This is a genomic window from Pseudomonas sp. H26/SER47-MNA-CIBAN-0231, from assembly GCF_040310465.1.
Taxonomy (GTDB): domain Bacteria; phylum Pseudomonadota; class Gammaproteobacteria; order Pseudomonadales; family Pseudomonadaceae; genus Aquipseudomonas; species Aquipseudomonas atacamensis.
This window is the reverse complement of sequence record NZ_JBEOPW010000006.1, coordinates 271,090-290,907: the sequence shown is the minus strand read 5'-3', so window position 1 is coordinate 290,907 and position 19,818 is coordinate 271,090. Positions and strand designations below refer to the sequence as shown.

General features: G+C 61.8%; 17 protein-coding genes. 5 read left to right on the top strand and 12 right to left on the bottom strand.

The features are described 5' to 3' along the window. Positions 1 to 237 precede the first annotated feature (237 nt). The 8 genes from AAEZ10_RS12575 to AAEZ10_RS12540 form a co-directional block, all read right to left on the bottom strand. Positions 238 to 1,824 (bottom strand): AAA family ATPase, encoded by a 1,587-nt coding sequence (locus tag AAEZ10_RS12575; protein WP_350569410.1) that lies wholly within the window; start codon positions 1,822 to 1,824, stop codon positions 238 to 240. A 10-nt stretch (positions 1,825 to 1,834) separates the two neighbouring features. Continuing rightward, positions 1,835 to 2,935, bottom strand: a complete 1,101-nt coding sequence (gene aroB, locus AAEZ10_RS12570) for a 3-dehydroquinate synthase (protein WP_073471604.1) — start codon at positions 2,933 to 2,935, stop codon at positions 1,835 to 1,837. A 152-nt stretch (positions 2,936 to 3,087) separates the two neighbouring features. Next, positions 3,088 to 3,606 carry a shikimate kinase AroK gene (gene aroK, locus AAEZ10_RS12565; RefSeq protein WP_024011270.1) on the bottom strand — a complete coding sequence of 173 codons (519 nt, stop codon included), beginning with the start codon at positions 3,604 to 3,606 and terminating at the stop codon, positions 3,088 to 3,090. Between the two features lie 4 nt (positions 3,607 to 3,610). Further along, entirely contained in the window at positions 3,611 to 5,689 is a 2,079-nt protein-coding gene (locus AAEZ10_RS12560; RefSeq protein ID WP_122508496.1) for a type IV pilus secretin PilQ, read from the bottom strand. Positions 5,690 to 5,702: 13 nt separating this feature from the next. After that, entirely contained in the window at positions 5,703 to 6,227 is a 525-nt protein-coding gene (locus AAEZ10_RS12555) for a pilus assembly protein PilP (protein WP_073471601.1), read from the bottom strand. Further along, a complete protein-coding gene (pilO, locus tag AAEZ10_RS12550; protein ID WP_110644835.1) occupies positions 6,224 to 6,847 on the bottom strand; it encodes a type 4a pilus biogenesis protein PilO in 624 nt (207 codons plus the stop codon). The genes AAEZ10_RS12555 and pilO overlap by 4 nt, the downstream gene beginning before the upstream one ends. Further along, positions 6,844 to 7,410 carry a PilN domain-containing protein gene (locus AAEZ10_RS12545; protein ID WP_016772051.1) on the bottom strand — a complete coding sequence of 189 codons (567 nt, stop codon included), beginning with the start codon at positions 7,408 to 7,410 and terminating at the stop codon, positions 6,844 to 6,846. Before AAEZ10_RS12545 ends, pilO begins: the two co-directional genes overlap by 4 nt. Next, entirely contained in the window at positions 7,410 to 8,474 is a 1,065-nt protein-coding gene (locus tag AAEZ10_RS12540; RefSeq protein ID WP_024011266.1) for a pilus assembly protein PilM, read from the bottom strand. The genes AAEZ10_RS12545 and AAEZ10_RS12540 overlap by 1 nt, the downstream gene beginning before the upstream one ends. Before the next feature lie 219 nt (positions 8,475 to 8,693). On the opposite strand from AAEZ10_RS12540, the gene AAEZ10_RS12535 reads away from it, so the two are divergent. Further along, positions 8,694 to 11,138: a penicillin-binding protein 1A gene (locus AAEZ10_RS12535; protein ID WP_502947689.1), complete on the top strand. Its 2,445-nt coding sequence runs from the start codon at positions 8,694 to 8,696 to the stop codon at positions 11,136 to 11,138. Between the two features lie 240 nt (positions 11,139 to 11,378). On the opposite strand, the gene AAEZ10_RS12530 is transcribed toward AAEZ10_RS12535, so the two are convergent. The 3 genes from AAEZ10_RS12530 to rpmE all read right to left on the bottom strand — a co-directional run bounded on the left by AAEZ10_RS12530 (position 11,379) and on the right by rpmE (position 13,877). Continuing rightward, complete coding sequence (locus tag AAEZ10_RS12530; RefSeq protein ID WP_016772053.1) at positions 11,379 to 12,647, bottom strand: malic enzyme-like NAD(P)-binding protein; 1,269 nt, start codon at positions 12,645 to 12,647, stop codon at positions 11,379 to 11,381. Between the two features lie 184 nt (positions 12,648 to 12,831). Next, on the bottom strand, positions 12,832 to 13,614 hold the full coding sequence (locus tag AAEZ10_RS12525; RefSeq protein WP_350569462.1) for a thermonuclease family protein: 783 nt from the start codon (positions 13,612 to 13,614) through the stop codon (positions 12,832 to 12,834). Positions 13,615 to 13,655: 41 nt separating this feature from the next. Beyond that, positions 13,656 to 13,877: a 50S ribosomal protein L31 gene (rpmE, locus tag AAEZ10_RS12520; protein ID WP_016772055.1), complete on the bottom strand. Its 222-nt coding sequence runs from the start codon at positions 13,875 to 13,877 to the stop codon at positions 13,656 to 13,658. 288 nt (positions 13,878 to 14,165) lie between these two features. Between rpmE and AAEZ10_RS12515 the strand changes: the two genes are divergently transcribed. Next, the gene (locus AAEZ10_RS12515; RefSeq protein ID WP_350569403.1) at positions 14,166 to 16,385 is read left to right on the top strand and encodes a primosomal protein N'; all 2,220 of its coding nucleotides are present in this window, start codon (positions 14,166 to 14,168) and stop codon (positions 16,383 to 16,385) included. 90 nt (positions 16,386 to 16,475) lie between these two features. On the opposite strand, the gene AAEZ10_RS12510 is transcribed toward AAEZ10_RS12515, so the two are convergent. Beyond that, positions 16,476 to 16,598, bottom strand: coding sequence for a hypothetical protein (locus AAEZ10_RS12510; protein WP_256674698.1), 123 nt, complete (start codon positions 16,596 to 16,598; stop codon positions 16,476 to 16,478). Here AAEZ10_RS12510 and argS point away from each other — a divergent pair. From argS to hslV, 3 genes are all read left to right on the top strand, one after another. Continuing rightward, complete coding sequence (gene argS, locus AAEZ10_RS12505) at positions 16,597 to 18,339, top strand: arginine--tRNA ligase (protein WP_122751642.1); 1,743 nt, start codon at positions 16,597 to 16,599, stop codon at positions 18,337 to 18,339. The two genes, AAEZ10_RS12510 and argS, sit on opposite strands and share 2 nt — an antisense overlap. 1 nt (position 18,340) lies before the next feature. After that, positions 18,341 to 19,051: an SPOR domain-containing protein gene (locus AAEZ10_RS12500; protein ID WP_016772059.1), complete on the top strand. Its 711-nt coding sequence runs from the start codon at positions 18,341 to 18,343 to the stop codon at positions 19,049 to 19,051. Between the two features lie 233 nt (positions 19,052 to 19,284). Next, a complete protein-coding gene (gene hslV / locus AAEZ10_RS12495; protein ID WP_007968352.1) occupies positions 19,285 to 19,815 on the top strand; it encodes an ATP-dependent protease subunit HslV in 531 nt (176 codons plus the stop codon). Positions 19,816 to 19,818 lie beyond the last annotated feature (3 nt).

Sequence of the window (19,818 nt, the reverse complement as noted above, 5' to 3'; positions counted from 1 at the left end):
ACACAGCGACACAGAGGCTCACAAATTTGACGACGAACTGTCGCAAATTCATGTCGCATTTGTGAAAGGTTTAAAGCGATCTGCTGTGCTAGTCAAAACTTTTTTAAATTCTGACCGCAACGACTCAAAAACTACTGTGACGCAGACACCACAAGGCACGCGGCCCTTTCAGGCGGCGCGCACTCGTGGAGATTTTGAGGTGCCGGGAGAGGCGGCCTGGGTAAGGCCGCCGAATCTTCAGCGAGTTGTTGCCAGTTCCTGTTGGACGCTGGCGACAGTGCGAGGCCAAGGTTTACCAGCCTGAACCTTCGCTGGCAAGGCCTTGATGGCAGAAACGGCCGCATCACGATTGGCAAAGTTGCCGTAGGTGATCACGTAAAGCGGCTTGCCGTTGAGGACTTTCTTGAAATAACGGTACTCGCCGCCCTGCTCCTTGACGAAGTTCTGCGCGGCGGTCTCCGAGCTGGTGCCGAGGATCTGCACGACATAGTTGCTGGTCGGCTGACCGGCGTACCAGCTGCCACCGGCAGCCTTGGCCACGGTAACGGGCTTGTCGGCAGGCTTGGCCGGAGCAGGAGCAGGTTTCGCAGCTGGCGCCGGGGTGGCCGGAGCAGGCTTGGCTGTGGCGATCTGCGTCGGTGCCGGGGTTGGTGCCGGTTTGGCGGCAGGAGTCGGAACCGGTGTCGGCGCGGGACCGGCCGGAACGCCAGCAGGCGGCGCGGAGGTGGTTACGGTCGGCGGCGTATCGCTGGAGCCTTCCAGCGGCACGCCGTCGTCGCCTTCGGTGATGCCACCGGCGGCTTCAGCGAGCGGGCCACGCATGACCGGCTGCGAGTTGCCGACCAGCGGCAGCGGCATCGGCTGGGTGTTGCCGGCGAATTCGACGGACGGGTTGGCGCCATTCGCTGCACCCTGACCCAGTGGCAGTTGCGCCTGTTCATTGGCCGGAGCACCGGTGGTCGGTGCCTTGCTGCGACCCGGCATCAGCCAGGCGGCGGCAACCGCGACCACAACGACGGCGGAAATCGCCAATACGTGTTTCTTCGGCATGTTGAACCCCATACTTGGACGCTTGACCGCGGAGCGGCTGGCAATCATGACTTCGATCAGTGCATCGCGAGCGACCTGGTTGATGTTGCCCGGCCAGCCCTCGGAGCTTTCGTGAATATCAGAGATCTGATCTGCGGTGAAAAGTTCGACACCCCGGCCCGCGCCTTCCAGCCGCTGGTCGAGATATTCGCGGGTCTCTTCTTCGGTGTACGGCTGCAATTCGATGACGTGGAAACGCTCTTCTTCGAGCTGCAACGCCTCGAGCTGAGCGATCAGCGACGACTCGCCGAACAGGAACACATGCGGACGACCTTCCGGCGTGCCGGCGCCGAGCGCCATCAACGCTTCCAGCGCGGACTCGTCAAGCTGCTCGGCATCGTCCACCAGCAGATAGACTTCCTGCCCGGTCAGACCCAGTTGCACCACCTGCTCGAGAATCGCACCGACTTCGGCCTGAGCGACATCCAGCGCCTGCGCCACCTGGCGCAGCACGCCGGCCGCATCACCGGCGCCACGGGCGGAAACCACCACGCTCTGCACCGATTGTTTATTGGTGCTGGCCACCAGCGCCTGCCGCAGCAGGGTCTTGCCGCTGCCTTGCGGGCCGATGACCACCAGCAGCAACTGGCTGTAACGCGCCAAGTGATGCAGTTGACCCAGCACCGGTTTGCGCTGGGCCGGGAAGAATTTGAAGCCCGGCACCCGTGGCGCGAACGGGTCGTGACTTAACTGGAAATGGCCGAGAAACGCCTCGTCGGCATGCAAACTAGTCATCGGAATCGTTTTAACCTTTAAGCTGAGCCAGGGCGCGGTAATCCGCTCCCAGCGTGGCCTGTAGAACCTCTTTCGGATAATCGTCGGTCACTACCGCTTCGCCCATCCGGCGCAGCAGCACCAGGCGCAGACGACCGTCGATCACTTTTTTATCAATTGCCATGTGTTGGAGAAAATCGGCTTCGCTCATCTCTTCAGGCGGAATGACAGGCAGACCGGCGCGCTGGAACAGACGAATGCCGCGATCACGCTCCTGCTCGCTGATCCAGCCCAGGCGCGCGGACATTTCCAGCGCCATCACCGTGCCCGCCGCCACCGCCTCGCCATGCAGCCAGACACCATAGCCCATATGGGTTTCGATGGCGTGGCCGAAGGTGTGGCCGAGGTTGAGCGTGGCGCGTACGCCGGTTTCCTTTTCATCGGCACCGACCACCGCAGCCTTGGCCGCGCAGGAACGCTCGATCGCATAGGTCAGCGCGGTCTGGTCCAGCGCGCGCAGAGCGTCGACGTTTTCTTCCAGCCAGGTCAGGAACGGTTCGTCGCAGATCAGACCGTACTTGATGACTTCCGCCAGGCCCGCCGACAACTCGCGCTCCGGCAGGGTTTTCAGCGATGCGGTATCGATCAGTACCACGTTCGGCTGATAGAACGCGCCGACCATGTTCTTGCCCAGCGGATGGTTGATGCCGGTCTTGCCGCCGACCGAGGAATCGACCTGCGACAACAGCGTGGTAGGAATCTGGATGAAATCGACACCGCGCTGATAACAGGCGGCAGCGAAACCGGCCATGTCGCCGATCACCCCGCCGCCCAAGGCGATCACGGTGGTGCGGCGGTCATGACGGGCGGTCAGCAGACCGTCGAAAATCAGTTGCAGGGTTTCCCAGTTCTTGAAGGCTTCGCCATCAGGCAACACCACCGAGATCACCGAGAACTGCGCAAGGCTGCGGGTCAGACGTTCGAGATAGAGCGGCGCGACGGTTTCGTTGGAGATGATTGCCACCTGCCGCCCGTGGATATGCGGCGCCAGCAGTTCCGGCTGATCCAACAGACCTTCGCCAATATGAATCGGGTAGCTGCGCTCGCCTAGATCGACCTTGAGTGTCTGCATGTGTCCCCACAGTGAAGATGGAAGAAGGCGTCCTGCCCTGAAATTATTGGTGTTCTGCGGCCTGTAGCGGTATGACGCCGCTCGCCCGGCATCCGCCACACCCTCGGCGGACGCTGACAGGACGCCGAGGATAGCGCATTTCGGACGATGCTTTAACGGGGCGGCAACTGCGCGAGGCGGTCGAGAATGTCGAGCACCACCATGCGTGGCGGCCGCTCGTCGGTTTCCACCACCAGATCGGCAATTTCCCGATAAAGCGGATCACGTATCTCGAGCAGGTCGCGCAGGGTTTTCGCCGGATCGGCGGTACGCAGCAGCGGCCGATTGCGATCGCGGGAGGTGCGGCCGACCTGCTGCTCGACGGAGGCGTGCAGATACACCACGCGCCCGCCTTCATGCAGGGCCTTGCGATTGGCATCACGCATCACTGCGCCGCCGCCGGTCGCCAGCACCACACCATCGAACGCGCACAGTTCGGCGATCATCGCCTGCTCGCGGTCACGAAAGCCGGGTTCGCCTTCCTTGTCGAAGATCCATGGGATATTGGCACCCGTGCGCAGCTCAATTTCCTTGTCGGAATCCTTGAACGGCAGGCGCAGCTCTTTGGCCAGCAATCGGCCGATGGTGCTTTTGCCAGCACCCATCGGTCCTACAAGTATCAAATTTCGCACAGAATCAACGACTCACAGCAATCGCCTGGTTATTCATGATACGCGGAGTGAGAAATACCAGCAGCTCGGATTTTTTCTCCGAAACCACATCACGCCGGAAAAGGCGGCCAAGATACGGCACATCGCCAAGAAATGGCACCTTATCTACGACCTTGCTTTGAGTATTTGAAAAAACACCGCCGATTACGATGGTCTCGCCGTCATTTACCAGCACTTTGGCGTTGACCTCGTTTTTCTTGATTGGCGGCACATCCTGCACCTTGTTCAGGTAGTCCGGCTCATCCTTGGTGACCTTGACCTCCATGATGATGCGGTTGTCCGGAGTGATCTGCGGAGTGACTTCCAGCGACAGCGAGGCCTCCTTGAACGACACCGAGGTCGCGCCACTGGAGCTGGCCTCCTGATAGGGAATCTCGGTGCCTTTGAGGATCTTCGCGGTTTCCTTGTCCGAGGTGACCACCTTCGGCTGCGAGACGATTTCGCCGTTGCCGGTCTTTTCCATCGCCGTCAGTTCGAGATCCAGCAGCACGTTGTCGGTGATGAATGCGATGCCGATCCCCGAAGTGTTATTGACCGTGCCCATGTCGACGAACGGCGAGTTGGTGCCGGTGCTACCCGGCGTACCGATGGTGCTCGACGAACCGTTGACCCCGGAGGCGTTCCAGTTGCCCTTGTTCTGCACCGAACCGCCCCAGCGCACGCCCAGGCTCTTGTCGTAATCGACGTTGGCCTCAACGATGCGCGCCTCGATCATCACCTGGCGTACCGGAATATCCAGCTGCGCGACGATCCGCCGGAGTTCGTCGAGGCGATCCTGGGTCTGGTAGGCAATGATGTTGTTGGTTCGCTCATCGACGGTAATCGAACCGCGCTCGTCGACCTTGGCCTCGGCACTGGTCACCGACTGGAACAGCTTGGCGATGTCCGCCGCCTTGGCGTAATTGACTTGCAGCAGCTCACGACGCAGGGGCGCCAGCTCGGCGATCTGCTTCTGCGATTCCAGTTCCTGACGCTCGCGAGCGGCAATTTCATCGGCCGGCGCGACCAGCAGCACGTTGCCGATCTTGCGCTTGTCCAGCCCCTTGGTTTTCAGCACCAGATCCAGCGCCTGATCCCACGGCACGTTCTGCAGGCGCAAGGTGATCCCGCCCTGCACCGTATCGCTTGCTACGAGGTTGAGGTTGGTGAAGTCCGCGATCAGCTGCAGCACCGAGCGCACGTCGATGTCCTGAAAATTCAGTGACAGCTTGTCGCCGACATAGGCCTGACGGTCGGCGTTGCGCTTTTGCAGGTCGTCGATGCTCATCGGCCGCACGCTGACGGTGAGCTTGTTGTCGGTCTGAAACGTGGAATAGTCGAAGGTGCCGCTGGGCTCGACGCTGATCACCGTGCGATCGCCGGTGAGCGCTGCGTTGACGAACTGCACCGGCGTGGCGAAGTCCTTGACGTCGAGGCGCACGCGTAGCTTTTCCGGCAATTGCGTGCGGGCGAAGCTGAGGATGATCTTGCCATCGTGCTCCTGGATATCCGGGGCGATGGTCGGATCAGAGAGGTCGATGACTACGTTGCCCTCGCCCTCGGTGCCGCGCTGGAAATCGACGCCGCGAATCGCCCTGCTGCGTTGCGCGGCTGGTCTGGCAGGTGCCGCAGCGGCCGTGGCAGCACGCGGTGCCACGGCAGCCGGGCGCGGCGCAGTCGCGGAAGCGCCCTGACCGACCACCACAAACAGATTATTGCCCTCGACCCGCGTGCTGTAAGGCGCCAATTGCGTCAGGCTGACAATCAGCCGCGTGCGATCCTTGGCTTCGGCCACCGTGGCCGTGCGCGCGTTGCCGCTGCCCAGATCAAGATTCCTGCTGGCCAACTGGCTGGTCACGCCCGGCAGATCCAGTGCAATGCGCGCCGGCGACTCGGTTGTGTAGCCCTTGGGCTGTGGTGGCGGGCCGTCGAACGACAGCTTCAGTTCGACGCGGTCACCCGGCAGCGCGGCAACATCCAGCGCTTTCAGACTGGCCGCCATTACCATCGGTGACACCAGCGCTATCCATAGCGAAAAACCGAGGGTGGAGAAAATCCTGTTCATTATTCGACTTCCACTATGAGTGCTCTTTCAAAGGAATGGTGCGCGGCCGCTCCAGCCAGGCGCCGGCGCCGTCGGGCACGATCTCCACGACATCGACCTGGGTAGGGCTGATGGCGACGATGCGGCCGTCGTTGCGGCCCAGGTAGTCGCCGACCTTCAGGCGATGCACCCCGCCTGCGCCGCGCAACAGCGCGAACGAGCCCGAGGCATTGGCAATCGTGCCGACCATTTCGAACTGCTCGATATTGAACCCTTCAAGGTATTGCTTGACCCGATTGGGGTCGGGTTTGACGTTGCGCGAACCGTGTTTCTGCCCGGCCAGATCGACCCGCGCCTGCCGCGAAAACGGGCTGCGCAGGTTGGCGGCGCTGTAAGTGAATGTGGGGTAAGACCGGAATGTCGGCGTTGGTTCAATCTTGCCCGCCGGGCGCAGGCGCACTTCGTTGAGGTACGCGTCGAGGTCGCTGAAGTCATCGCCGCCACCGCAGCCGCTCAACGCCAGCAGCATGGGCAGGACGAGATAACGGATCGGGGTCATTTCTCCAGCCCCTTGTCGTTATAGCGGTACGTCTTGGCAAGAATACTCATGCGCAGCTTCGTCCCGCCCTCGGGATTGGCCGGCGCCAGTTCGAAATCGTGCAGAGTGACAATTCGTGGCAGGCCGGCGACGCCGCTGACGAAGGTGGCGAGGTCGTGATAGGCACCGGTTACGGTGATCTGGATCGGCAGCTCGATGTAGAACGGCTGGGTCACTTCCGGCAGCAGCTTGATTTCCTCGAATTCCAGGCCGCTGCCCAGACCGGTGCGGGTGATGTCTTCGAGCAGGCCCGGCACTTCGGTGTCGCTGGGCAATTGCCGCAGCAGCACGCCGAAGGTGTTTTCCATTTCCTTCATTTGCTGGGTATACAGCTCAAGGTTCGCCGACAGCCGCGCCTTGCTGGCGAATTGTTCCTTGAGGGTGATTTCTTCTTCGCGCTTGAGGTCGAGCTGATTTTCCATGTCGCTGATGAAGAAGTAATAGCCAAGCGCGAGGATCAACACCATCACCAGCGCACCCCACAGGGTTTTCACGGCAGGCGGCCAGGAGCCGATATTGCTGGTGTCAAGGTCGTTGAAATCGACGTTGCGCAGGCTTTGCAGCCACTCGGAGGCGTTCATTGCTCGTCCTCCACAACCTTGGGCTGGGTCTGACGAACGGTCAGCTGGAAGACGTTGGCCTGTTCGACCTGATCGGCGCTGGTGGCCTTGACCTCATTCAGGCTCGGCGCGTCGAACCAGTCGGACGCGTCGAGATTGCGCATCAGCTCGGAGACCCGGTTGTTCGACTCCGCCGCGCCACTGATGGACAAGGTCTTGCCGGCCATTTTCACATCGGTGAAATACACGCCGTCCGGCAGGGTACGCGCCAGCTGATCGAAGATTCGCCCGCTGATCTGCCGATTGCCCTGCAGGTCCTGGATGATGCGCATGCGCTCGACCAATTGCTGGCGGCGCGCCTTGAGTTCGCTGATCTGTTTGATGCGTTCGTCGACCACGGCAATCTGTTTGCCGATGTAATCGTTGCGCGCCATTTGCCGCTCGATGGCCGCGGTGATGATCTGGTCAGCAATCAGCACCGCGCCGATCGAGCCGGCCAGCACGCCGATCAGGACCAGCAGAAAGCGTTTGCGCCGTTCTTCGCGGCGCTCCTCGCGCCAGGGGAGAAGGTTGATCCGCGCCATCAGTCGAAACTCCTGAGCGCGAGCCCGCAGGCAATCATCAAGGCTGGCGCATCACTGGCCAGCGCCCCAGCATTGACCTTGCTGCCTAAAGCCATGTCGGCGAACGGGTTGGCGACCTGCGTCGGCGTGTCCAGACGCTGTTCGATCAGACGGTCCAGGCCGGGCACCGAGGCAGTGCCGCCGGCCAGCAGGATATGGTCGACCGCGTTGTACTGGCCGGAGGCGAAGAAGAACTGCAGCGAGCGCGAGACCTGCTGCACCAGCGCCTCGCGAAATGGCTGCAGGACCTCGCTGACGTAATCGTCAGGCAGCCCGCCCTGCTTTTTCGCCAGGCCCGCCTGTTCGACCGTGAGGCCGTAGCGGCGCTGGATCTCCTCGGTGAGCTGGCGCCCGCCAAACAATTGCTCGCGGGTATAGATGATCTTGCCGTTGTGCAGGACGCTGAGGGTGGTCATGGTGGCGCCGATGTCGACCACCGCCACGGTCAGGCGCTCCTGGGAGGCTGCCAGATGCGTCGCCAGCAGGCCGAACGAGCGCTCCAGCGCGTAGGCCTCGACATCCACCACCCGCGCGGTCAGGCCGGCGAGCGCCAGCGCCGCTTCACGCACCTCGACGTTTTCCTTGCGACAGGCGGCGAGCAGCACGTTGACCCGTTCCGGGTTGCGCGGCGAGACGCCCTGGACTTCAAAGTCGATGGCGACTTCGTCCAGCGGATAGGGAATGTATTGGTCGGCCTCGATCTTGAGCTGGTTTTCCAGTTCGTCGTCGGACAGCCCGGCGTCCATCTCGATGACCTTGGTGATCACCGCCGAACCCGCCACTGCCACCGCCACGCTCTTGACCCCGGTACGCGCCTTGACCAGCAGGCGGCTCAGTGCCTGGCCAACGCCCTCGAGTTCGGCGATGTTCTTTTCGACCACAGCGTTCGCCGGCAACGGCTCCACCGCGTAGGCCTCGACCCGGTAGCGCTCGCCCTGACGGCTCAGTTCCAGCAGCTTCACCGACGTGGAGCTGATGTCGATCCCCAGTAACGCATTGGTCTTTTTATTGAAGAGTCCCAGCACTACCAATTCCCTATGACTTTCCGTGAGTTACGGACTCTGTAATACGCATTGCGTTCCTTCACCCCCGTCTTGACAGAAGCGCCAATGACGCCTCCGACGGAAAAGTGCTTATAATGCCCAGCGATTTTTTCCGCTTTTTACTGCCCGCGCGGATGGCTCTGTGTGTAACCGCAGCCCCGTGCCAAATTCATTCTTTGCCCTGGATGTCCAAAAGCCTTGATTCGTCTGCTGAAATTTTTCGGTTGGTCCATCGTCGCCGTTTTCTGCGGACTGCTCTTAGGTCTCAGCGGCGCCTTTCTTTACCTTAGTCCGGGTTTGCCGTCTGTGGAGGCGCTGAGAAGCATTCAGTTGCAGATTCCTCTGCGCGTCTACAGCAGCGACAACAAGTTGATCGCAGAATTTGGCGAAATGCGCCGTACACCGATCCGTTTCGCCGACATTCCACCCAATTTCATCAATGCGTTACTAAGTGCTGAAGACGACAATTTCGCCAATCACTATGGCGTCGATCCGAGCAGCCTGATGCGCGCGGCAACGCAATTGGTCAAGAGTGGGCACATTCAGTCCGGCGGTAGCACCATCACCATGCAGGTGGCGAAGAACTTCTTCCTCACCAGCGAGCGCAGCTTCTCGCGTAAAACCACGGAAATTCTCCTCGCCTTGCAGATCGAACGGCAGCTGACCAAGGACGAGATCCTTGAGCTGTACGTCAACAAGATCTACCTGGGTAACCGCGCCTACGGCATCGAGGCGGCGGCGCAGGTGTATTACGGTAAATCGATCCGTGACATCAGCCTCGCGCAGATGGCGATGATTGCCGGCCTGCCAAAAGCTCCGTCGCGCTTCAACCCGCTGGCCAACCCGGCACGCAGCAAAGAACGCCGCGACTGGATCCTCGGGCGCATGTACAAGCTGGGCAAGATCAGCGAAGCCGACTACACCGCCGCGATCAACGAGCCGCTGAACGCCAGCTACCACGTGCCGACCCCGGAAGTGAACGCACCGTACATCGCCGAAATGGCCCGTGCCGAAATGGTCGGTCGTTATGGCAGCGAGGCCTACACCGAAGGCTTCCGCGTCACCACCACAGTGCCGAGCAATCTGCAGGAAATGGCCAACACCGCACTGCACGAAGGTTTGATGACTTACGACCAGCGCCACGGCTACCGTGGCCCCGAGTCGCGCCTGCCGGGCAAGACCCGCGAAGCCTGGGCCAGCGAACTGACCAAGCAGCGCACCATCAGCAGTCTCGAACCTGCGATCGTCACCCAAGTCGATAAAACCGGACTGCAAGTGTTGACCCGCACTGGTGAAGAGCACGTTGCCTGGGACACGATGAAATGGGCGCGACCGTTCCTCAATACCAACAGCATGGGCGCCAACCCGCGCCAGCCGTCGGATGTCGCGCAGGTCGGCGATCTGATCCGCGTGCAGCGCCAGACCGACAATTCGCTGAAATTCAGTCAGATTCCGCAGGCTCAGGGCGCGCTGGTGTCGCTGGATCCGCAAAACGGTGCGATCCGTTCGCTGGTGGGTGGCTTCGCTTTCGAGCAGAGCAACTACAACCGCGCCATGCAGGCCAAGCGTCAGCCGGGTTCGAGCTTCAAACCATTCGTTTACAGCGCCGCGCTGGATAACGGCTACACCGCTGCCAGCCTGGTCAACGATGCGCCGATCGTGTTCGTCGACGAGTACCTGGACAAGGTCTGGCGGCCGAAGAACGACACCAACACCTTCCTCGGCCCGATCCGCCTGCGTGAAGCGCTGTACAAGTCGCGCAACCTGGTGTCGATCCGCCTGTTGCAGGCCATGGGCGTGGGCAAGACCATCGATTACATCACTCGCTTCGGCTTCAACAAGCAGGACCTGCCGCCGAACCTGTCGCTGGCACTCGGCACCGCAACGCTGACGCCGATGGAAATCGCCACTGGCTGGAGCACCTTTGCCAACGGCGGCTACAAGATCACCCCGTACATCATCGACAGGATCGAAAGCCGTAACGGCGACACGCTGTTCGTCGCCAATCCGCCGACCGTGCCACAGGGTGGTGCGGCGACCGACGGTATCGCTGCGCCGGCTACCGAGTCGTTCACGGTCCATGCCGCTCCGGTTGCCGGTGAAGCGCCCGGCAATCCGGCAGTGCCGCAAGCGCCGGCCGTGGCCGAGCGGATTGTCGATGGACGTACCACCTACATCCTCAACAGCATGCTGCAGGACGTAATCAAACTCGGCACCGGCCGGCGCGCACTGGCCATGGGCCGCAGCGACATCGCCGGCAAGACCGGTACCACCAACGAATCGAAAGATGCCTGGTTCTCCGGTTACAACGCTGATTACGTCACCACGGTATGGACCGGTTTCGACCAGCCGGAAAGCCTCGGTCGCCGTGAGTTCGGTGGCACCGTGGCGCTGCCGATCTGGATGAATTACATGTCGGCCGCGCTGAAAGACAAGCCGCCGCATGTGCAGCCTGAGCCGGAAGGTCTGCTCAGCCTGCGGGTGGATCCGGTCAGTGGCCGCGCCGCGACGCCGAGCACACCGGGCGCGTATTTCGAACTGTTCAAGGCCGAAGACACGCCGCCATCTGTGAACGAGCTGGGCAACGGCGCCGTGCCAGGCAGCCCGCTGCCGGCGGATGAGCAGGCGCCGATCGATCTGTTCTGATGCTGAGCTAATGAAAAGCCCCGCCTTCGTGAGAAGTGCGGGGCTTTTTTTATACCTGCCAGTTCATGCGCTGACTGGTCTGAGGTCTTCGCGAGCAGACTCGCTCCCACAGAGGAATGCATTTCAAGGTGGGAGCGAGCCTGCTCGCGAAGAGGCCCTCAACAGCACGGCAAAACTCGCAGGTATAAAAAAGCCCCGACTCTCGCGAGCCGAGGCTTTTGTTTGAAGCGCTACAACGACTTAGCCGTTGAACACGTCATCCACGCTTTTCAGCGGGTAGTTCTTCGGATACGGCAGAGTAGCAACGCCGGTCTCGATCGCAGCCTTGGCCACGGCGTCGGAGATCAGGGTGATCAGGCGCTTGTCCATTGGTTTCGGAATGATGTACTCACGGCCGAATTCCAGCGGAGCACCGCCGTAGGCATCGCACACGTCCTGTGGAACAGGCAGTTTGGCCAGTTCGCGCAGGGCGTTGGCGGCGGCGACTTTCATTTCTTCGTTGATGCGCTTGGCGCGAACGTCCAGGGCACCACGGAAGATGAACGGGAAGCCCAGTACGTTGTTGACCTGGTTCGGGTAGTCCGAACGGCCGGTGGCCATGATCACGTCGCTACGGGTGGCGTGCGCCAGTTCCGGGGAGATTTCCGGATCCGGGTTGGAGCAGGCGAAGACGATCGGGTTGGCCGCCATCGACAACAGGCCTTCGGCGCTCAGCAGGTTCGGACCGGACAGACCGACGAATACGTCAGCGCCTGCCAGTGCGTCTGCCAGGGTGCGCTTCTCGGTAGCGTGGGCGAACACGGCTTTGTACTGATTCAGGTCGTCACGGCCGGAGTGGATCACGCCGGTACGGTCAACCATGAAGATGTTTTCGATGCGAGCACCCATGCTCACCAGCAGTTTCATGCAGGAGATGGCGGCAGCGCCGGCGCCGAGGCAGACAATCTTCGCTTCCGGCAGGGTTTTGCCAGCGATTTCCAGGGCGTTGATCATGCCCGCAGCGGTCACGATCGCGGTGCCGTGCTGGTCATCGTGGAACACCGGAATGTCGCACTGCTCGATCAGAGCGCGTTCGATCTCAAAGCACTCTGGCGCCTTGATGTCTTCCAGGTTGATGCCACCGAAGGTGATGGAGATGCGCTTGACGGTGTCGATGAAGGCCTGCGGGCTTTCCGAGTCGACTTCGATGTCGAATACGTCGATGCCGGCGAAACGCTTGAACAGTACGCCCTTGCCTTCCATTACAGGCTTGGAAGCCAGTGGGCCGAGGTTGCCCAGACCCAGGATCGCGGTGCCGTCGGAAATGACTGCCACCAGGTTGCCCTTGCCGGTGTATTTGTAGGCCAGTTCAGGATCGCGAGCAATCTCGCGCACTGGTTCAGCTACGCCGGGGCTGTAGGCCAGCGACAGGTCGCGGGCGGTAGCAGTGGCCTTGGTGAGCTCGACACTCAGCTTCCCCGGACGAGGATTGGCGTGGTATTCGAGAGCGGCAGTTTTCAGATCAGACATTTTGGCATTCCGCTTTTTTACTGTTGGACAGACTGGTCAGCGAGGATACGCGCCTCGCAAAGTCCCCACAAGACTGGGCAGTCACCGCTGTCAAGCGCCCTTCCCTACGACTTTGGGCCAAGAGCCACGGCGCACAAGGGCTGGACTGTTCACAATCAAGAGAAAAAATGTCTACAATTTTTCTTCAGCGCGGTACGTGCAGCATTGAAGGATCGGTCAATGGCAGCAACCAGCGCGCCTGACCTTTTGGCAGACCACCGCGCCGGGATCGGTCAACCACCCAGCCACGCGCCTCGATCTGCCTGCCTTTCAATGCTTGCAAACCAGCACTGTCAAATTGTCCGAGCAGATTGGGTGCAACCCGCAATACAACCCTGTCCTGCAACTCGATCCAGATTCCGCCGCGATTGCGCTGCACCTTGCTCACCCGACCGCTGACTACGGCAAAACCTGAACGCTGGATCTCCTGCGCTTTCTGCACCGGCGATTGCCGCCAGAGACCAAGCCCGGCCTGTCGCGCGCTGCGTTCGGCGGCCTGCTGGCAGGCGACCAGATCGATGTTCGGCGCCACCGCGACCTGAAAACCCAGGCCAGCGGCAAGCATCTGCGCTTCGAGATTGGCACCGCTGACACTGTAAACATGCGCCAGCGTACGCCCGTAATGGTCTTTCGCCTGCTTGCCGGGCCGCAGACCGACCCGGCCGCCGCTGTCATCGACCAGCGTTTGCAGGCGTTTGCGCGCCGCCACGGCGAAGGGTTCGTCGCTGCGGCCCTGCTTGCCCAGCTCCGGCGTATTGAGGCCGATCATGCGCACATTGCGCCCGTCGCTCAGGCGCAGGGTGTCGCCATCGACCACCCGCTGCACGGAGACGTCGGTCAGCACTGCGGGTGTCGGGCAGAACGCCTGGGCGGCGGACAGCCAAATCGCAGACACAAAAAAGGCGCCCGCAAGGGACGCCTTTTTCATCAGTCTGGAGAAGTCGAAGCGACCTTCCAAAATGATCAGCCTCAGGCTTTTTTGCCGACGCCGAAAGTAGCGAAACGGTCTGCGAACTTCTGCACACGGCCGCCGGTGTCCAGAGTCTTCTGCTTACCGGTGTAGAACGGGTGGCATTCGTTGCAAACGTCGATCGCCAGGGCTTTGCCGTAGGTCGAACGAGTTTCGAACTTGTTACCGCAGCTGCAGGTAACAGCGATTTCCGGGTAGTTCGGATGGATTTCGGCTTTCATGGTGTCTTCCTCAGGCTAGCGTGCCGCCACCCAACACTATTGTTGAATACCGCACGTAATTAGGCCGCGGATTCTACCAGACCTTTTCAATCGCGCAAGCTGTCACCGAGACCGACCGTCTGCTAGGCTCCCGACCTTGAACGCGTTCCCCTGTGGGAGCGAGCTTGCTCGCGAATGCGTTGTGTCAGTCAATGTCCAAGCGTCTGATACACCGCCTTCGCGAGCAAGCTCGCTCCCACAATTGATCTGCGTTCAACCCTTCTTTTGCGTTTATAGAGATCCCCCCGCGTGCCCGACGCCATTCTGCGCCTTGCCCTGCCTTCGCCTTTGCGCCGCCTGTTCGATTACCGGGCGCCGGCTGGGGTGCGGCGCGAGCAATTGCAGCCGGGCATGCGCCTGCGGGTGCCGTTCGGCCGGCGCGAGATGATCGGCATTCTGGTCGAGATCACCGACACCAGCGAAGTGCCGGCAGAAAAACTCAAGCCGGCGCTGGCCCTGCTCGACACGACATCGCCACTGCCGCCAGCGCTGTTCAAGCTGTGCCTGTGGACCGCGCAGTACTACCAGCACAGCCTCGGCGACACCTTGAATTGGGCCTTGCCAGTGCTGCTGCGTCAGGGCGAGCTGGCCGAGGCCCGGCAGGAACGCTTCTGGTCGGTGGCGACCGGCGCCAGCGTCGATGACCCGCGAGTGGCCCGCGCGCCACGCCAGCGCGAGGCGCTGACCACGCTGGCCCAGCACCCCCACGGCGTCGCCCATCAGTTGTTGAGCAAACTGATGCTGAGCAAGGACAGCCTCGATCTGCTGCTGGCCAAGGGGCTGGTGCAGGTCGAAATCCGCCGCCACGCCCCCGGCGCTCGCCATGAACATTGGCTGGCGCAACCGGAGCTGCCGCTCAACAGCGAACAGCGCGCGGCGTATGAAGCGATTCGCGCCGGCTTCGACAGTTACCACGCTTTTCTCCTGGCCGGCGTCACCGGCAGCGGCAAGACCGAAGTCTATCTGCAACTGATTCGCGAGACCCTCGAAGCCGGCAAGCAAGCCCTGGTACTGATTCCGGAGATCAACCTCGGCCCGCAAACCCTGGCGCGCTTCGAACAGCGCTTCAATGCGCGCATCGCCCTGCTGCACTCGGCGGTAAATGATCGCGAACGCCTGGAAGCCTGGCTCGCCGCCCGTGATGGCGAGGCCGACATTATTATCGGCACCCGTTCGGCGCTGTTCACGCCGATGAAAAATCCCGGGCTGATCATCATCGATGAAGAGCACGACGGTTCCTATAAACAGCAGGAAGGTCTGCGCTACCACGCTCGCGATCTGGCGCTGGTGCGCGCGCGACAGGAAAACATCCCGATCGTGCTCGGCTCCGCCACGCCGTCGCTGGAGAGCCTGCACAACGCTTACACGGGGCGCTACGGCCTGCTGCGCCTGAACGAGCGCGCCGGCGGCGCCAAGCAACCGCGCTTCCTGCGTCTGGACGTCAAAAGCCGTCCGCTCGACAGCGGTATTTCCGGGCCGATGCAGCAAGCCATCGGCCAGACCCTCGCCAACGGCCAGCAGGTGCTGGTGTTCCTCAATCGTCGCGGCTTTGCCCCGACCCTGCTCTGCCACGATTGCGGCTGGATGTCCGAGTGCTCGCGCTGCGATGCGCGCATGACCGTGCACCAGCGTTACGGCGAGTTGCGCTGTCACCACTGCGGCAACGTTGAGCGCACGCCACGCCAGTGCCCGAAGTGCAGCAAGGTCGATCTGCGCCCGGTCGGCGCCGGTACCGAACGCGCCGAAGAGCGTCTGGCGATTCTGTTCCCGGATTACCCGGTACTGCGCGTCGATCGCGACAGCACCTCGCGCAAGGACGCGATGAATCAGTTGTTCGCGACGATCCAGAAAGGCCAGCCGTGCATTCTGGTCGGCACGCAGATGTTGGCCAAAGGGCACCATTTCCCAAGGGTGACGCTGGTATCGATTCTGGATGCCGACGGTGGCCTGTTTTCCGGCGACTTCCGCGCCAGCGAGCGCATGGCGCAACTGATCGTCCAGGTCGCCGGGCGCGCCGGCCGGGCTGAGGAGCCGGGCAGGGTGATCATCCAGACGCATTTGGCCGACCATCCTTTATTGGTGCAACTGACCGAGCAGGGTTATTTCGCCTTCGCCGAACAAGCCTTGAGCGAGCGCCGCGCGGCCGGGTTGCCGCCGTTTGCCCATCTGGCACTGTTGCGTGCCGAAGCGCACAAGCCGGGGCAGGCGGAAGGTTTTCTCGATGAAGCGTGCAGCGCGGCCGAACGCCTGCTGGCCGAATTGAATCTGAGCGGCATCGAGCTGCTCGGGCCGGTGCCGGCACCGATGGAGCGCCGCGCCGGGCGTTATCGCGCCCAGCTGTTGTTGCAGGCGACCGCGCGGGCACCGTTGCATCGCTTGCTGGCCAGCTGGATGCTGGTGCTGGAGCAGATGCCGAGTGGGCGGGCAGTGCGCTGGTCGCTGGATGTTGATCCCGTCGACTTGTACTGATTGATCGATTGCTATCGCTGGCAAGCCAGCTCCCACAGGGACTGCGCCGCTCTTGTGGGAGCTGGCTTGCCAGCGATAACGGTCGAATTGTCACCACAAATCCATAAGCTGCCTGCTAAGGTTGGCAAGCCCGTCTTCGCAACGGATAATGCCCAGTTTTTCCACCCGCGCATCGATGCGCCCGCCGCGCTTGCGGTCGAAAGAGAAGACCATGAAAGACACCATTCGCCAGCTGATCCAGCAAGCCCTCACCCAACTCGTCAACGAAGGTGTGTTGCCTGAAGGCCTGACGCCGGCGATCCAGGTGGAGAACGCCCGCGACAAGACCCACGGCGACTTCGCCAGCAACATCGCCATGATGCTGGCCAAGCCTGCCGGCATGAAGCCGCGCGATCTGGCGGAGAAAATCATCGCCGCCCTGCCCGCTGACGAGAACGTCACCAAGGCCGAAATCGCCGGCCCGGGCTTCATCAATTTCTTCCAGAACACCCAGGCACTGGCCTCGCGCCTCGACGCCGCACTGGCCGACGCCCGTGTCGGCGTGCGCAAGGCCGGCCCGGCGCAGCGCACCGTGGTCGATCTGTCGGCGCCGAACCTGGCCAAAGAGATGCACGTCGGCCACTTGCGCTCGACCATCATCGGCGACGGCGTGGCCCGCGTGCTTGAGTTCCTCGGCGACGATGTGATCCGCCAGAACCACGTCGGCGACTGGGGCACCCAGTTCGGCATGCTGATGGCTCACATGATGGAACAGAAAAAGTTCGACAGAAGCGGCAACTTGGCTGATCTAGAGGATTTTTATCGCGCAGCCAAGAAGCGCTTTGACGAAGATCCAGATTTCGCGAATCACGCCCGACAGTTGGTTGTAGATCTGCAAGCAGGTGACCCAAATTGCAGAGACGTTTGGCAAAGTTTCCGAGATATATCCCTGTCTCACTGCCAAGCAATTTATGAAAAGCTCAACGTCAAACTGACCATGGCCGACGTGATGGGCGAAAGTGCCTATAACGATGACCTGATCAATGTGGTCAACGATCTCAAGGCTGCCGGCATGCTGGTCGAGAGCAACGGCGCCCAGTGCGTGTTCCTCGACGAGTTCAAGAACGCCGATGGCGACCCGCTGCCGGTGATCATCGTCAAGGCCGATGGCGGTTACCTGTACGCCACCACTGACCTCGCCGCCGTGCGCTACCGCAGCGGCAAGCTCAAGGCTGATCGTGCGCTGTATTTCGTCGACCAGCGCCAGGCCCTGCACTTCCAGCAGGTCTTCGCTGTGGCGCGCAAGGCCGGTTTCGTCACCCATCCGATGGAAATGGAGCACATGGGGTTCGGCACCATGAACGGCGCCGACGGCCGTCCGTTCAAGACCCGTGATGGCGGCACCGTGAAGCTGATCGATTTGCTGACCGAAGCCCAGGAACGTGCCTACAACCTGGTGAAAGAGAAGAACCCGACCCTGGCCGAAGACGAGTTGCGCAACATCGCCAAGGTCGTCGGCATCGGCGCGGTGAAATACGCCGACCTGTCCAAGCATCGCACCAGCGATTACAGCTTCAACTTTGACCTGATGCTCAATTTCGAAGGCAACACCGCGCCGTATCTGCTGTACGCCTACACCCGCGTGGCCGGTGTGTTCCGTAAACTGGGCAAGGACTTCAGCGAAGTCGACGGCCAGATCGTCCTCGAAGCGGCGCACGAGCAGGAGCTGGCGGCGAAGCTGGCGCAGTTCGGCGAAGTGTTGAACAACGTCGCTGAAAAAGGTACGCCGCACATTCTCTGCACCTACCTGTACGACGTCGCCGGCCTGTTCTCCAGCTTCTACGAGAACTGCCCGATCCTCGCCGCCGACACCCCGGCGCAGATGCAGAGCCGTCTGCGTCTGGCCGCACTGACCGGTCGCACCCTCAAGCAAGGCCTGGAGCTGTTGGGTCTGGAAACTCTGGAGCGTATGTAAGTTGGCTGCCAAGAAAAAACCTGCACCCAAACGCGGCGCCAGCCGCTATCAGGCCCCGGCGAAACAACCGATTCCGGGCTGGCTGTGGATGGCCATCGGCCTGACCGTCGGCGCGTTCATCGTGTTTCTGATGAAACTGGAACCGGGCAAGGGCAGCGACACGGTCAAGCGCGAGAAAGTCGAACAGCAGCAGAAAGCGTCGAAGATCGCCGAGGCCAACAAGACCCCGCCGAGCCCGACGCAACCGGTGAAACCGAAGTACGACTTCTACACCTTGCTGCCGGAATCGGAAGTGATCGTGCCGCCGGACGCGGTACCGGAGAAGACCCTGCCGACGCCGCAAGTGCCGGCCATCCCGACCACGCCGGTAACCCCGGCCGAAGCGGCGAAGATCGACACCGCACGGGCTCAAGCGGCTCTGGCCGGGATCACGCCGCCGCCAGCGCCGCCAGTGAGCAAGGCCGCGCCAGTGACCAAGTTCTTCCTCCAGGCCGGTTCGTTCCGCAAGGAAACCGATGCTGACAAGGTGCGTGCGCAGATCATTCTGCTCGGCCAAGCCGTCGCGGTGGAGTCCGGCACGGTCAAGGATGAAACCTGGTACCGCGTTTTGGTCGGGCCGTTCAGCAACCGTGAACAACTGACCACGGCGCAGAAACAACTGGCTGGCGCCGGCTTCAGCAACCTGTTGTTACAACAACGCCAGAGCCGCTGACTCATCGACGATCGTTCCCACGCTCCGCGTGGGAATGCCTCAAGGGACGCTCTGCGTCCCCGGCAGCGAAGGGACGCGGAGCGTCCCGGGCTGCATTCCCACGCGGAGCGTGGGAACGATCAGTTGGCAGACACCGCTCGTCCCCTCACCTGCACCAAGGTTGAAATCCCCTCCAGCACCCCCATATGAATGGGCATAAGGCATTTTCGCCCCGCTGCGTGGAGACTCTTCCCTTGACCACCATCGTTTCAGTCCGCCGCCACGGCAAAGTCGTCATGGGCGGCGACGGCCAGGTTTCTCTCGGCAACACCGTGATGAAAGGCAACGCCAAAAAGGTCCGTCGCCTGTACCACGGCCAGGTCATCGCCGGTTTCGCCGGTGCCACCGCCGACGCCTTCACCCTGTTCGAACGTTTCGAAGGCCAGCTCGAAAAACATCAGGGCCACCTGATCCGCGCCGCCGTCGAACTCGCCAAAGAATGGCGCACCGACCGCTCCCTGAGCCGCCTCGAAGCGATGCTCGCGGTCGCTAACAAGGACGCCTCGCTGATCATCACCGGCAACGGTGACGTGGTCGAACCCGAAGATGGCCTGATCGCCATGGGTTCCGGCGGCGCCTACGCGCAAGCCGCCGCCAGCGCCCTGCTGAAAAAGACCGACTTGTCAGCGCGCGAGATCGTCGAAACCGCTCTCGGCATCGCTGGCGACATCTGCGTATTCACCAACCACACCCAGACCATTGAGGAGCAGGATCTCGCTGAATAAGCC

Coding starts and splice junctions, on each gene's coding strand:
- AAEZ10_RS12525 (WP_350569462.1), bottom strand. CDS start 13,614: ATGAAAAAGGCGTCCCTTGCGGGCGCCTTTTTTGTGTCTGCGATTTGG.
- AAEZ10_RS12530 (WP_016772053.1), bottom strand. CDS start 12,647: ATGTCTGATCTGAAAACTGCCGCTCTCGAATACCACGCCAATCCTCGT.
- AAEZ10_RS12575 (WP_350569410.1), bottom strand. CDS start 1,824: ATGACTAGTTTGCATGCCGACGAGGCGTTTCTCGGCCATTTCCAGTTA.
- AAEZ10_RS12560 (WP_122508496.1), bottom strand. CDS start 5,689: ATGAACAGGATTTTCTCCACCCTCGGTTTTTCGCTATGGATAGCGCTG.
- AAEZ10_RS12545 (WP_016772051.1), bottom strand. CDS start 7,410: ATGGCGCGGATCAACCTTCTCCCCTGGCGCGAGGAGCGCCGCGAAGAA.
- aroB (WP_073471604.1), bottom strand. CDS start 2,935: ATGCAGACACTCAAGGTCGATCTAGGCGAGCGCAGCTACCCGATTCAT.
- pilO (WP_110644835.1), bottom strand. CDS start 6,847: ATGAACGCCTCCGAGTGGCTGCAAAGCCTGCGCAACGTCGATTTCAAC.
- rpmE (WP_016772055.1), bottom strand. CDS start 13,877: ATGAAAGCCGAAATCCATCCGAACTACCCGGAAATCGCTGTTACCTGC.
- argS (WP_122751642.1), top strand. CDS start 16,597: ATGAAAGACACCATTCGCCAGCTGATCCAGCAAGCCCTCACCCAACTC.
- AAEZ10_RS12510 (WP_256674698.1), bottom strand. CDS start 16,598: ATGGTCTTCTCTTTCGACCGCAAGCGCGGCGGGCGCATCGATGCGCGG.
- AAEZ10_RS12555 (WP_073471601.1), bottom strand. CDS start 6,227: ATGACCCCGATCCGTTATCTCGTCCTGCCCATGCTGCTGGCGTTGAGC.